Origin of the sequence: Streptococcus loxodontisalivarius (assembly GCF_016908645.1) — a bacterium.
Lineage (GTDB): Bacteria > Bacillota > Bacilli > Lactobacillales > Streptococcaceae > Streptococcus > Streptococcus loxodontisalivarius.
In genome coordinates this window covers 75,823-90,265 of record NZ_JAFBEH010000002.1, presented here as the reverse complement: position 1 = coordinate 90,265, position 14,443 = coordinate 75,823, and the positions used below count along the sequence as shown (strand labels likewise).

The following is a 14,443-nucleotide window of genomic DNA, read 5'->3' as shown; positions in this document are numbered from 1 at the left end:
ACTAACCGTAAAACTAGTATGTGGTGTAATAGTAGGTATAAAAATATCCTGGATTTATACCATAATCCCTTCTGACACTAGTAGTTGTGTATCTAAAACTGTTACGATACTGTAATTGTCTCCAGCTATATGTCGTTTTACGTCCTCCATAAACAAAATGAATTTCATATTTAGTGTTAACAACTGTAGCTACTTGAATTGAGGAAACAGTATTGTATGCAAAAGTTCCTAGTAGAGTAGTGACTATTGCTATCAATAATATATTTCGCTTAATAAATTTTATCACTTTTTTCATTTTTAAACCTCCTAAGAAAATAAACCAAATATAAAAGTATATCATCATAATTTCCACGGAAATATTCCTTCATTCATTAATTTTAATATGATTACTATTACCGTAAAAACTACAAGATTCGCAAATATTTTGAGTTTTATTTTCATACCTCCTTTGTATTTATTTGTTATAATATTAGCATATAAGCAATATCGTTTTATGTTTTGTAAACTTTATTCACATTTAAATTAGGAGGTATCTTGATGAGATGGGATTTTGGAAAAATCTACAAGGAAATCCGACTATCTAAAGGTCTATCTCAAACGGAAGTTTGTGCTAATCAAATCTCTAGAACTAGCTTGTCAAAATTTGAATCTTGCCAATCTATACCTAGTATTGAAAATATGATTTTTCTTCTCGATCAAATTAATATGAGTCTTGAGGAATTTCACTATATTTGCCATGTCTATCAACCAAGTAAGCGACAAGAAATTCTTAATCAGATTTCAAAAAACCTATCTATCACTGGTACAGCAGAGTTAGAGGAACTTCAAAAACTCTGTACACAGTACCTAGAAACAACTCATGATATTCCTATTGAATCTATCAATAATATACTGACCTTGGTAATCCAACTAAGAGAGAATGGTCCCAAAAATCACAATGAGCTTCTCAATCAAACTGCTCAAAAGGTTTGGGAAAATCTTGAAAAAGCAGATAACTGGTACTATAGAGATTTCCAGTTGCTTAATGCTATCTTGTTCTATTTCCCACTTGAAAACCTTAGGCTCATCATAGATAATATGTTAAACCAGCTTGTAAAATACCAAGATTTTGCTGATATTAAACCTATTAAGGATAAACTACTGACAAATTGTTCCACACTCTATCTTTACAATAATTTCAAGTCAGAGTGTGAGAAAGTAACACTTGAACTCCTAAACTTAGCAAAAGAAACTAAACGATATGACTCCCTTGGTTTTGCCCAGGTACGTCTCGGTATTTGCAAAGGTGATGATAACTTAATTGAAAAAGGACTTTCACTTCTAACATTGACTGAGGAAACAGCCTTGATTCAAACACTTGAATATGAAATCAAAAACTACCGCTGAAAATTCAGTGGTAGTTTCGTTTATTTAAAAGCACAGCTATCTTCATGATCATTAATAAGACCAGCTGCTTGTAAAAAGGAGTAAATGGTTGTTGGTCCTAGAAATTTAAAGCCTCGTTTCTTCAAGTCTTTAGCAATCTTCTGAGACAGCTCTGTCTGACTTGGTCTGTCAAGATAGGTTGACACTTGATTGACAAGTGGTTTATGGTCAACAAAGGACCAGATATAGTCTGAAAATGAGCCAACTTCTGCCTGCAAACGCTGAATAGCTTTGGCATTATTAACAGTTGCTTCTAATTTCAAGCGGTGTCTGATAATAGCCGGATTTTCTAGCGCAGCTGCCATCTCCTCTTCAGAAAAATCAGCAACTCGATCTATCTGATAGCTATGGAAGACCTGCCTAAAAGCAGTGCGTTTTTTCAAAACAGTCAACCATGAAAGACCTGACTGATAGGACTCTAGGCATAGGAGTTCAAAGAGAGCCTGATCATCATGGAGAGGCTTGCCCCACTCCTGATCATGGTAGTCCCTGTAAAGGTCATTTTCTACTGGTACCCATCCGCAACGTTTCACGTGAAACCTCCTATTTCATGAGCATCTTCAAGCTAGACTTGATATATTGTTCAGCTGTTTCATTAGTTCCTTCAAAGAAGGCTTTGATTTTCTTAAGCTCAGCTGCCTTATAGCCCAGTGCCAAGAGAGCTTCCATAGCCTCTTCCAAGTTTTCATTAGTGCTGGCTTTAGCCTTAGTCGCTTTGCCATTTTCCACAGGCGTATCAACAAACTTACCAGCTAGGTCAAGAACCATCTGCTGGGCTGTCTTCTTACCTATCTTTGGAAACTTCATCAGATACTTGATATCACTATTATCGATAGCTGCCACAAGTCCTTCATTATCATCCACGGCGACAATAGCTAGCGCTGTCATGGGACCGATACCAGATACCGAAATCAGCTTGAGAAAGACCTCTTTTTCGTCCTGACTATGAAACCCAAATAAAAGATGGGCATCTTCTCGAATCACCTGATGCAGATAAATCTGAACATCCTGATTAACCTGGTCTGAGAAGGAATAAGGATTGGCAACATTGATAATATACCCCAAGCCACCTGCCTCAACAACGATAAACTTGGCTGTAATCTTGGTCAATTGACCCTTAATATAATCGTACATATAACTTCCTCTATAATAGTATCTATCAATTATAACAAAAATCCACCCTGAAGGGTGGATACAAAATGTAGACAAACCTAACTTTCAACGGAATTGGATACAAAAGCTCTGCTTGTTTAAAATAAATCTTCCTATTTCATGCGAGCGTTAGCGAGCACCCAAAAGATACTTCCGCCGTGATGAAAGTATAAGAAATGCCTATATAAAAGCATTTCTTATACTCGGAATGTTTGAGAGTGAAACAGTCCAGTGGACTGTTTCAGGTCTGAGCCTTGAAACTGGAAAGCGAAGAGGCTCAAAAAGAATTCCCTGGTTTCCTGACATCATCCACTGGATAATGTCACCTAACGTCCGACATCACTTAAGGAAAGTATCGGAAAAAGACTTTGTCTTCAATCAGAATCCACCCTGAAGGGTGGATACAGACTATTTAGCTTTAAAAAGCTCTAGGATATTTTTAGCACCGAGAATAACAAAGCTTATCAAGCCTCCTAAAAATGAAATACGTGAAGCATCTGCTAGTAGGTTTTCCCAACTTGGTTGTCCCAAGACTGCCGCTAAAAAGCAGATAAAACCAAAGGCAATCAGAGCAATAGCAATCTTTAAAATCCTTAAGTTCATAGCCGTGCGGCGAGTCTTGCTTGTATCATCAATCAATTTTCTAGTCATGTTTGTCATATTACTTTCCCCCAAAATCAGTTCATCCAAACTGATATCAAATGTTCTAGAAAGACTAATCAGCATTTCAATGTCAGGTAGATTGCGGTCGTTTTCCCAATTGGAAATAGCCTGACGAGAGATACCTAAACGATCAGCCATTTCCTGCTGCGTCATCTTATGTTTAGCTCTCAATGATTTGATTTGTTGGCTAAAGTTCATCTTCTTTCCTTTCTATATTTTCAGTATAGGAGGAGTTGACAGAGCTGTAAAGAAAGCATTGCTTGCATTTGACTATTCTTAGTGACAGAGATACTAGCTTTAATACTTACCTAATTCTCTGAGGCTCGTATGGTTCTCCTGAATACGTCTGAACATTTTCTCCATGTCAGCCTTAGTAAAATTGACAAGAACTGGGCGACCGTGCGGACAATTGTAAGGATTTTTACATTGTGCCAACTGCACTAGCAAATGACGTGCTGAGTAGTCGTCCAAACTATGATTTGCCTTGATAGAACGTTTACAGCTCATCATGATAGCAAGCTCCGCTCTGTATTTCTTGATAGAGACATCGTTGGTCAAGAGCAGCATGTCACACATCTCATAGACACCAGATTCAATTTCTTCTTCCTTCATCCAGATAGGATGCTCTCTTAGAATAAAAGTATTGTTTCCGTATGGTTCTAAGTTGATACCGACTTGATTGAGTAGTGTCATTTTTTCCTGCAAATTGAGGTAATCATCCGCTGAAAATTCAAAGAGATAGGGTACTAGCAACTGCTGTAAACTATCGTCAACATCACCGATTTTATCACGATAGTATTCGTATTTAACACGTTCCTGAGCAGCATGCTGATCAATGATGTAGAGACCGCCCTGCCCTTGAGCAAAAAGATAAGTGCCGTGCATCTGACCGAAGAAATCCAACTCAGGAAAGGTTGAGGTTTCTTCATTTTCAAGATTGTCAATCAACTTAGCCATCTTAGCCTTGTTTTTAAAATCAAGACTATCATGTTCACTAGTTTCTTCTGTTATATCCTGGCGTTGCGCAAAATGGATATTGGATGATTTGTTGACAGAGTTGTCAACTTCTTTTACAGTGTTTTTAACTTCTTCCTTACTCTCAAAGAGAACTGGACTTTCTTCAATCTGGGCTGGTTTTTCCTCTTTGAGGAAGAAGTCATTACGCTGACTATCAAAATAAAGATTGCTCTGTTTGAGAGGAAGACTGGTTTGTACTGGTTTAGCCTGACCTCGTGTGCTTGATTTCGCCAAATTTTCCAGAGCATCTGGAATCAAATCTTGCTCTCTTAGGCTTTCAGCAATGGCAGCGCTAATCAGCTTCATGAGCTCTGCTTCTTTTGAAATACGAACTTCCTGCTTAGTCGGGTGAACATTGACATCAGCCAAGTAAGGATCAATCTGAATATCAATCACCGCAATCGGAAAACGTCCCACCATGAGCTTAGAACCGTAGCCGTCTAAAATGGCACGATTGATCAAAAAATTCTTGATGTAGCGACCGTTAATCAGAATGGTAATGTAATTGCGGTTGGCACGTGTCAACTCTGGAAGACTGACATAACCTGAAATTTCAAAATCTAAATCGCTGTTTGAAATCTCCACCATCTTTTTAGCTGTATTGAGTCCGTAGATGCCAGAAATAGCCTGACGCAGATCACCAGTCCCTGCCGTCTTGGTCATCTCCTTACCATCTGAAATCAAACTAAAGGCAATCTCAGGATGGGCTAGACTCTGACGGTTAATCACATCCATAATGTGACCAAGCTCCGCCTGCAAACTCTTCATGTACTTGAGACGGGCAGGAGTATTATAAAAGAGATCCTCAACAGTAATCTTGGTACCCACTGGCGTTGAAATGGGTTCCTCACTCTCGATGACTCCTCCCTTGGAAATCAAGAGGGTCCCATGCTCCTCACCAGCTGTCGCTGTCTTAATGGTTAAGTGACTGATTGAGGCGATTGACGGAAGAGCTTCGCCACGAAAACCAAGAGTTCTGATACGGAAAAGATCTCCCTGATTCTTAATTTTACTGGTGGCATGGCGGCGCAGACTCATAGCGACATCTGCCATAGCCATCCCTTCTCCATTATCAATAATTTGAATAGATTTGAGACCTGATTCCTCAATTTCAACTGTGATTTGACTAGCACCGGCATCGATGGCATTTTCAACCAACTCTTTAACCACACTGGCAGGACGTTCAACAACCTCACCAGCTGCGATTTGGTTGGCCAAAACCTCAGGTAATTCAATGATTTTTGACATAATTTTCCTCGCTTTACTTCTCTTCATTATAGCACAAAGCAAAAAGGCTGAGAAATCTCAGCCTCTGGTTGAAGACAAAGTCTTTTTTCGATACTTTCCTTAAGTGATGTCGGACATCAGCGACTTCCTACGAAATTCCATGACTAATATTTGAGCCTAGTGTCTCAAATATTCCGAGTGTAAGAAATGCTTTTATAAAGACATTTCTTACACTTTCATCACGGCGGAAGTATCTTTTGGGGCTGAGAAATCTCAGCCTCCACTTGTTTTACAACATATTTTTCAATTCAAAGATTAGGTTCATGGCCTGCATTGGAGTTAGGTTCATCAGATCTGTTTCTCTTAGTTTGGCAAGGACTTGACTATCTTCTTCATCAGCAAAGAGGGAAAGCTGTTCCTGGACAAGCTGAGTTTGTGCTTGCTTTACTTCTGGAACTAGAGTTTCAGGTTCAACTATTTCCTCTGTTAACTTAGCTGAGTGAGCTTCTAGGTCTGTCAGAATATGGTCTGCCCTATTCAAAAGTTGGTTTGGTAGACCAGCAATCTTGGCTACATGAATACCATAGGATTTATCTGCTGGTCCTTGCGAAATCTTATGAAGGAAGGTAACCTCTCCATCTTTTTCAAGCGTAGCCACGTGAACATTGACAAGGTGAGCAAGTGTCCTTGACAGGTCTGTCAACTCATGATAGTGAGTCGCAAACATGGTCTTAGCACCGACACGATCATGAATGTACTCAATAATGGACTGCGCTAGCGCCATCCCATCATAGGTAGCTGTCCCGCGGCCAAGCTCATCAAAGAGAATAAGTGACTGAGCGCTAGCTCTTTGGATGGCATGGTTGGCTTCCATCATCTCAACCATAAAGGTCGACTGACCAGAAATCAAGTCATCTGCCGCTCCAATTCGTGTGAAAATGGCATCAAAGATAGGAAGGTCAACCTTGTCAGCCGCCACAAAAGAACCCATCTGAGCCATAACTGCTGTCAAGGCAAGTTGACGCATATAGGTCGATTTACCACTCATGTTAGGACCTGTAATCAGCTGAATGCTGGTCTCAGCATCAAAATGAATGCTATTTGGAATGTACTCCTGAGTACCCATAACCTTCTCTACAACCGCATGGCGTCCCTCTTCAATCGCAATAATCTGCTGATCATTGAAACTTGGACGGACATAGTGGTTATTCTCAGCAACCACTGCCAAGGATTGCAGAACGTCAACTGTAGCAAGACTCTTAGCAAGGTGCTGCAAACGCTGGATGTAGTGCTCCACCTGCTCACGAATACGCATGAAAATGCTATATTCCAAATCGGAAGACTGCTCACGAGCTTCTAGCATATCTCCTTCAATCTTGGCTAGCTCAGCCGTTCCAAAACGTTCTGAATTTTTGAGCGTTGCCTTTCTAAAGAAGTGCTCTGGCACTAGAGAAAGGTTGGAATTGGTCACATGGAAATAGTAACCATCTTTTTTATTGTAGTCGATTTTAAGAGTCGTAATGCCAGATGCCTGACGCTCCTTAGCCTCAATATCAGCAATCCAGCTTGTCCCCTCACGCATAACCTGACGATAGTGGTCAAGACGCTCATCAAAGCCAGTCTTGATGATACCACCTTCTGTTATAGTTGCTGGTGCTTCTGGGTCAATAGCAGAGCGGATAAGACTCTCTAACTCTGGCAAGGTGTCAATGTCCTTGACAAGTTTGTCAAGTTCTGGCGCAGCAAATGATTCCAAAATAGCCTTAATCACAGGAACCTGTGTTAGAGTTTGACCTAGTTGTAACAAATCCTTAGGATTAGCCTTTCCGAAGGAAACTCGGCTAGCCAGTCGCTCAATATCATAGACACCCTTCAAGCTTTCCGTCAAATCACTACGTTCAAAGAACTGATCCAAGAACACTTGAATAATATCCTGACGCTCCTTGATAGCCTGAGCATTAACCAAGGGACGGTCAATCCAAGTTCGCAAGAGACGCATCCCCATGGCTGTCTTTGTCTCATCCAAGAGCCAATAGAGACTGCTGTGTTTCTTCGATGTCCTTGCATTTTCTAGCAAATCCAAGCTCGATTTGGTAGCGTAGGTCATCTGCAAGTAGTCTTTGATTTCATAGTGCAGAGCTGCTTGAAGGTGGCTGAGTTCACGTTTCTGCGTTTGGTGAACATACTGCAAGAGCTTACTTGCTGCTTGCGATTCTAACTCTGTCAACTTGGTGTCAATAAGATGTAAATCTTCATAAGCTGTTGTTTCATAAGATAGCAAGAGATTCATCTGTTTGGTCAGAATATGACTTTCTTCCTCTGTCAATTCAAAACCGACAACAACCTCCTTAGCCTTCAAGTTCTGAATCTCACTGCGAACCGCTGCAAAATCCTGCAACTCAGTCACATAGAATTCACCCGTTGACAAATCCATATAAGACAGGGCAAACTGATTCCTATCTCTATCAATAGCAACAAGGAAATTATTGTTGCTATATGGCTTACTTGAATCTACTGCTGTCCCTGGCGTGATGACCTGAACAACCTCACGTTTAACAACACCAACAGCCTGCTTAGGATCTTCCATCTGCTCGGCAATAGCTACCTTGTAACCCAAATCAACCAAGACATCAATGTATTGTTGAGCTGAGTGATGTGGAACTCCTGCCATAGGAATAGGATTTTCGGCATTCTTATTGCGACTGGTTAAACCGATTTCTAAAATCTGCGCAGCTTTTACCGCATCTTCATAAAATAGTTCGTAGAAGTCTCCCATCCTAAATAGCAAAAAAGCATCTGGATATTCTGCTTTGATATCCAAATACTGTTGCATTCCTGGGGAGATTTTTTCATTTGCCATGGGCTAACTCCTCGTTTATCTTGTCTTCAATCCTTTTTGTGATATGACTCAAAAGATCACTAGCATCCTGCATCTGACTGCGATAGGTCTGAACCAAGGGCAGTTGATCTAGGCTCTGCTGTAGTTTCTGAGATGCCTCTTCCTTACTAGCAGATGCCTTGGGCTTATCCATCTTTTGAAGGAGAACTGCCTCCTGCTGGTAAGCCTTCATCTGGATGACATCATCGGTTAATCCTGGAAGCTGCTTGATTTTATTCTGACTTTTCTTGAAGGCTTGGACTGTTTCATGTTTTTCCAGCAGCCCCTTCAAACGCTCTAGAGCTTGATCATAAGTAGTCATTAGATTTCAGACTGAATTTCCTTTTCTAACTCTTTGGCAATGGCTGCGCTCTGGCAGATAACAAGTAGAGTATCTGCACCAGCAACCGTTCCAAGAATTTCTTGACGTTTTTCGCCATCAATCACATTAGCTAGGACATCTGCCTCTCCTAAACGGGTTGTCAAAACTAACATGAATTCTGCACGAGAAACCTTAATAATATATTCACTGACATTTGCAGAAAAGTGTGTGCTGTCACTTTCTGTCAGACTATAATATAGTTTACCATCTTCTGCTCGTAATTTCATGAGTCCAATCTCACGCAAATCTCGAGAAAGGGTTGCCTGTGTGACATAAACCCCAATTTCTTCTAGACGATCCTTTATCTCCTCTTGTGTACCAATACGTCCAGTCTTAATCATTTCCTTGATTTTAACGTGGCGTTCTTTTTTATTCATCCTTTCTCCTTTTCACATCTTTTTTGTATAAATATCCTTTGAATTATATCAAAAAAAATTGGACATTTCAGCAAAATCGACCAAATTTTATTTAAAATTGATTTATCTCTATCTTTAATTTTATTCAAAGTTAAAGCTTAATTAAGCCTATTTGGCACCTCTTGCAAGAAACAGCAACAGGGATTTGACACGGTCTTTTATCTCTAATTAAGACTATTTCCTGATTTGGAATAAAGATACATAATTAAATAGGAAGAAAGTCACACTTTTTTGAATTCACTACTTTTTTCAAATTCCTAAAAGTTCAGAAAAACTCTGACTTTTTTAGACTTGGTCCTACTCCACTTTCCTCTAAAAGTATGGTAAAATAAGATGACTACTATCTTTTTAGGAGAAAAACATGGATACAAAAACACTGATTTCTGAGGAGATTGCCAAGGTCGTCCCTGATCTTGACCAAGAAACAATCTTCAATCTTCTTGAGACACCTAAAAATTCTGACATGGGTGACTTGGCTTTTCCTGCCTTTTCACTAGCTAAAGTGCTCCGCAAAGCACCTCAAATGATTGCCAGTGACATTGCTGAGCAAATCGATGCAAGTAACTTTGACAAGGTTGAGGCTGTAGGTCCTTACATCAACTTCTTCCTTGATAAAGCAAAAATCTCAGCTAATGTCCTTGAACAAGTTATCTCAGCTGGTTCTGACTATGCAGCGCAAGCTATTGGCCAAGGCCGTAACGTCGCTATCGATATGTCATCACCAAATATCGCTAAGCCTTTCTCAATCGGCCACTTGCGTTCTACCGTTATCGGTGATAGTCTGGCTAATATTTTTGAAAAAATCGGCTACAAAGCTGTTAAAATCAATCACCTTGGTGACTGGGGTAAACAGTTTGGGATGCTGATTGTTGCCTATAAAAAATGGGGAAGTAAAGAGGCTGTTCAAGCTAACCCAATCAACGAACTCTTGCAACTCTACGTTCGCATCAATGCTGAAGCTGAAAACGATCCAAGTGTTGACGAAGAAGCACGTGAATGGTTCCGTAAGCTAGAAGCTGGTGACCAAGAGGCGACTGAGCTTTGGCAATGGTTCCGTGATGAAAGTCTCGTTGAGTTTAACCGTCTTTATGATGAACTCGGTGTCAGCTTTGATAGCTTCAATGGTGAAGCCTTCTACAATGACAAGATGGACGAAGTGGTTGACATCTTGACTGAAAAAGGGCTTTTGGAAGAATCTCAAGGTGCACAAGTCGTTAACCTTGAAAAATACGGCATCGAACACCCTGCCCTTATCAAGAAATCAGACGGTGCAACGCTTTACATCACTCGTGACCTTGCCGCTGCCCTTTACCGTAAACGTCAATATGACTTCGCTAAGGCAGTTTATGTCGTAGGTAATGAGCAATCTGCCCACTTCAAGCAACTCAAGGCTGTTTTGAAAGAAATGGACTTTGATTGGTCTGATGACATTACCCACGTTCCATTTGGTCTTGTTACCAAGGAAGGTAAAAAACTATCAACTCGTAAAGGAAATGTTATCCTGCTCGAGCCAACTGTTGCTGAAGCTATTAGCCGTGCTAAGGCACAAATCGAAAGCAAGAACCCTAATCTTGCTGATAAAGATGCTGTTGCACACGCTGTTGGTGTCGGTGCTATCAAGTTTTACGACCTTAAAACAGATCGCCTTAACGGTTATGACTTTGACCTTGAAGCTATGGTTTCATTCGAAGGAGAAACTGGACCTTACGTTCAATATGCTCACGCGCGTATCCAATCTATCCTCCGCAAAGCCAACTTCACTGCTGACGCTTCTACTAATTACAGCCTAAATGACGCTGAAAGCTGGGAAATTATCAAACTTATCCAAGACTTCCCACGTATCATCAAGCGTGCCGCAGACAACTTTGAGCCATCTATTGTTGCAAAATTTGCAATCAGCTTGGCACAGAGCTTCAACAAGTACTATGCACACACACGTATCTTGGATGAAAGTCCAGAACGTGACAGCCGCCTAGCTCTCAGCTACGCAACAGCTACTGTCCTTAAAGAAGCCCTTCGCCTACTCGGTGTAGAAGCTCCAAACGAAATGTAATAGAAAAACGAAGCTGTTTTGGCTTCGTTTTTTCATATTCTATTCAACTGTGATAACCACTCGTTGATAAGCTTTAAGTTGATGTGCTCCATCATCTTGAACTTCCAAAATCATATGGAGGGTATCACCTGATTTAGCATCTTCTGGCACGGTAAAGCTCACCTTATTGGTGTCAGCATTACTAAGGCTAATAGGGTCTACCACCTCATCCTTATCCAACTGACGTGTCCAGCCTAGAGAAAGACCGTCCTGAGTGCTCTCAACAACCTGGCTATCCCCCTTGTACTCTTGATAGGTATCAGCCTCAAAATAGCGCCACCACTTGTAAGTAACTTGGTTGCCATCAGGATCGCTTGCTTCTGCTGTTAGACTCACCTTTTCACCCGCTTTGGTAGTCAAGGCTGTGCCCTCTGTGACGGTGGCTTCAGGAGCATGGTTAGCGTCAGCATAATTTTCAGCCACTCCCCAGTCAGCTCGCGTAGCAAAATCATTATTGATATCTGTAATCCAACGCGTCAAGGTATACTGAGACTCAAATTGTTTGCTATAAGGATTGTAGTCTAATTGATTATTTTGGTAAAGATTGTCACTGACTAGACCAAATCGACCACCCCAGCCACCGTATTCTGGATGGGTCACATCATTAAGACCATTCTGGAAGAGATAGAAGTAGGATGGTGAATCCCCTTCTGAGATAAAGTCGTACTGATTATAATTCGGATTTGCTGCCAGATAATCACTAGAGCCACGCTGTTCTTCTTCTAGCTCGCCATCAATCAAATTCCCATCTCCCATGGAAGCATAAAGATCTAGAAGCGGTCCATGATTATCAAGAATATTTTCCTTCTGCCAGTCTGCCTGTAAAGTTGTTGTCAAAGCAGCATCATTTCTCTGCCAGAGATAAGCAAAATACCAGAAACTTGATTGGTCATTGATAATCTGTAGGTCTGGCCATGATTTAGCAATATAATCTTTATAGCTATCATCCTGATCTAGAATGATGTAAAGCACGAGCTTGTCATAGATTTTCTGCTGAATCGTATCCCACTGGTCCGTATCCTTGTATTCTTCCTCAATGGATTTAAGAGCACGCGCAGTGGTATTAGTACCTCCCCAAGTTTGTACAAAGAGAGTTGAATCATCCTCGTCTAAGAAAAGATTCTTGAGGTATTCTGACCCTTCGGTAACTTCATCCATCTCGCCAACGTTGCTGATATTTCCAATTTTGGTCATATTGCGGAGCTCATCTGCGGTTGGATAACCTTCCGCATGCTTGGAAAGATTCGGTTGAACCTGTTCATAAGCGTCCAGCATTTTATAAATCCAATCAGTCCCCGTCCAACGATAAGGCTCAATCCCCCTCTCACTATCTCCCGCATAGTGATAGGTCGAGCTGGTCAAAACAATCCCCACCAAATCCATCTCATTAGCATAGTAAAGATAACGAATCATTGAATTCATATCATCAACTTCACCATCTGTCGTAATGACTGTACGGTACTTGCCATCACTAGCTGTCTTTATGGTCTGGCTAGTCTCTTTCTGACTTGAGGAAGTCGTCGTATCCTTACTGCTATCTGTCTGACTTGAACAAGCCACCAAAGCTAGACAAGCTAATCCCGTCACACCGAGTGCTACTAATCTTTTCATCTTCATCTTTTTACTCCTATTTTTCTTGAGCATTCATCCAATCAAAAATATTTTGATAGCTGGTGTCTCCTACACTTGCTTGTGAGCTACCTCCTTGATCTTTATTGTCTGGGCTAAAGCCTGTTAAATCGCTGGCGCTTTTAACTGCATTAGGATCCTGCACTCCTGAAACTTGGTTATTAAAGAAGTAAATCCATGACCAGTGTCCCAAATATGAAACATTTTTCATATCACTACCTTCTACTGACTCATAGTATGAGAACCACTTGTTGCTAGCTCCGCTATCAACCAAAGCCTTATAGACTGGAAGGGCATACTTACTTGGATCTACGACAGTATCATTAGCTGCGTGGATAAACCAAATTGGAGTGTCCTTAAGGGCGTTGATCTGGTCTTGGTCAAAATTAATCTGATTGGTTGGAACAAAGTCTGTGCCTGAGAGACTTGTATCGCTAGGTACCGTCACATAAGTTCCATCTTCATTGCGTTCGTATTGGTAGTATGAATAAGCAGCTGCTTGGGGTACTAGAGCAGCAAAGTAACCAGGATTATGGATTGCTAGGTTTAAGGTCATGTAACCTCCGTTAGAACCACCGGTCAAATAGATACGATTACTATCAACATCTGGATGGTTGGCAACATAGTCCTTGATGGTATCCATCAGAATCTCTGTATAGCGTGAATTGCCTGCGCCAGCTCCATTTGTTCCATCTCCCTCATCCATCCAATAAGTTGGTGTCTGAACTGCTAAAACGTAAGCACCGCTTTGTTTCCCAGCTGTAAAGTGAGACTGGATAGACTTGCTTGTTAAGGCAGTAACCTCATTGCCCAATAGGGTGATATCAGTATCCGTTCCACCCTCCCCCTGACCATGAAGCCAGATAATCAAGGGATTTTTAGCACCTGATTCTAGCTTTTCAGGCTCGTAGGCTGCATAGTTCAGAGTTAGCTCCTCCTCCGCCTGAGTCAATGGATTGGTGTAGATTCCTGAGTAGCTCGAGCGATTGTTAAAGGCAGCTAATTGCTTAGACTGACGATTGGAAATAGCATCGCTATCACTATCAAGCTCTAGGGTTTCCTTATTTGACGTCACTTTTAGATTCTGGATGGATACAGGATAAGTGCTCACCCAATTATTCTGATAAGTTTCCATACTATAAGAAAATGGCGTTGCTTCTGCAGCATTTGCCTCAGTATTGAAAGTCACCGGCATCTGGATCGTAATATACTTACTAGACTTATCTGTCTTATCTCCATCCTTATCTGATAGATAGACCTTTTGAACTTGACGCTCCACGCCAGCAGTCTCCACTTTTAAGTCTTCTTTCGATACCGAAGACACTGCCTTGTCCAGAGTGAGTACAATCTTGGGAACTGCTGGACCAAATTCGTAACCTTGAATAACGATAGCTGTGTCAGAAATGGAAACAGATTCTTGTGCGGCAACAGGTGAGCTAGCTGCACCTAGTAAACTAACTCCTCCTAGAAAACTAACAACTAATGTTTTTGACAGGGATTTTTTCATTTCTAAAACCTCTCATTTTCTCAATCATTAAAACGCTTATATAAAGACAGAAAAG

Annotated in this window: 12 protein-coding genes; 2 read left to right on the top strand and 10 right to left on the bottom strand. The window is 40.9% G+C overall.

What is annotated here, in order from left to right; genetic code table 11:
* Positions 1–13: 13 nt before the first annotated feature.
* Positions 14–295 (bottom strand): hypothetical protein, encoded by a 282-nt coding sequence (locus JOC28_RS01175; RefSeq protein WP_239548718.1) that lies wholly within the window; start codon positions 293–295, stop codon positions 14–16.
* A gap of 242 nt (positions 296–537) precedes the next feature.
* On the opposite strand from JOC28_RS01175, the gene JOC28_RS01170 reads away from it, so the two are divergent.
* Positions 538–1,386: a helix-turn-helix domain-containing protein gene (locus JOC28_RS01170; protein ID WP_205008812.1), complete on the top strand. Its 849-nt coding sequence runs from the start codon at positions 538–540 to the stop codon at positions 1,384–1,386.
* 20 nt (positions 1,387–1,406) lie between these two features.
* Here JOC28_RS01170 and JOC28_RS01165 read toward each other — a convergent pair whose 3' ends face one another.
* The 7 genes from JOC28_RS01165 to argR form a co-directional block, all read right to left on the bottom strand.
* Positions 1,407–1,958 carry a DNA-3-methyladenine glycosylase I gene (locus JOC28_RS01165; RefSeq protein ID WP_205008811.1) on the bottom strand — a complete coding sequence of 184 codons (552 nt, stop codon included), beginning with the start codon at positions 1,956–1,958 and terminating at the stop codon, positions 1,407–1,409.
* A gap of 10 nt (positions 1,959–1,968) precedes the next feature.
* The gene (gene ruvA, locus JOC28_RS01160) at positions 1,969–2,559 is read right to left on the bottom strand and encodes a Holliday junction branch migration protein RuvA (RefSeq protein WP_205008810.1); all 591 of its coding nucleotides are present in this window, start codon (positions 2,557–2,559) and stop codon (positions 1,969–1,971) included.
* Positions 2,560–2,985: 426 nt separating this feature from the next.
* On the bottom strand, positions 2,986–3,438 hold the full coding sequence (locus JOC28_RS01155) for a helix-turn-helix transcriptional regulator (RefSeq protein ID WP_205008809.1): 453 nt from the start codon (positions 3,436–3,438) through the stop codon (positions 2,986–2,988).
* A 99-nt stretch (positions 3,439–3,537) separates the two neighbouring features.
* Positions 3,538–5,505 (bottom strand): DNA mismatch repair endonuclease MutL, encoded by a 1,968-nt coding sequence (mutL, locus tag JOC28_RS01150; RefSeq protein WP_205008808.1) that lies wholly within the window; start codon positions 5,503–5,505, stop codon positions 3,538–3,540.
* 268 nt (positions 5,506–5,773) lie between these two features.
* The gene (gene mutS, locus JOC28_RS01145) at positions 5,774–8,344 is read right to left on the bottom strand and encodes a DNA mismatch repair protein MutS (RefSeq protein WP_205008807.1); all 2,571 of its coding nucleotides are present in this window, start codon (positions 8,342–8,344) and stop codon (positions 5,774–5,776) included.
* Entirely contained in the window at positions 8,334–8,684 is a 351-nt protein-coding gene (locus JOC28_RS01140) for a YlbF family regulator (protein WP_205008806.1), read from the bottom strand. Before JOC28_RS01140 ends, mutS begins: the two co-directional genes overlap by 11 nt.
* Positions 8,684–9,121 carry an arginine repressor gene (argR, locus tag JOC28_RS01135; protein WP_205008805.1) on the bottom strand — a complete coding sequence of 146 codons (438 nt, stop codon included), beginning with the start codon at positions 9,119–9,121 and terminating at the stop codon, positions 8,684–8,686. Before argR ends, JOC28_RS01140 begins: the two co-directional genes overlap by 1 nt.
* Positions 9,122–9,521: 400 nt before the next feature.
* Here argR and argS point away from each other — a divergent pair, with 400 nt between their 5' ends.
* Positions 9,522–11,213, top strand: coding sequence for an arginine--tRNA ligase (gene argS, locus JOC28_RS01130; protein WP_205008804.1), 1,692 nt, complete (start codon positions 9,522–9,524; stop codon positions 11,211–11,213).
* 39 nt (positions 11,214–11,252) lie between these two features.
* Here argS and JOC28_RS01125 read toward each other — a convergent pair whose 3' ends face one another.
* Complete coding sequence (locus tag JOC28_RS01125) at positions 11,253–12,869, bottom strand: DUF1593 domain-containing protein (protein ID WP_205008803.1); 1,617 nt, start codon at positions 12,867–12,869, stop codon at positions 11,253–11,255.
* A gap of 10 nt (positions 12,870–12,879) precedes the next feature.
* Complete coding sequence (locus tag JOC28_RS01120; protein ID WP_205008802.1) at positions 12,880–14,388, bottom strand: prolyl oligopeptidase family serine peptidase; 1,509 nt, start codon at positions 14,386–14,388, stop codon at positions 12,880–12,882.
* Positions 14,389–14,443 lie beyond the last annotated feature (55 nt).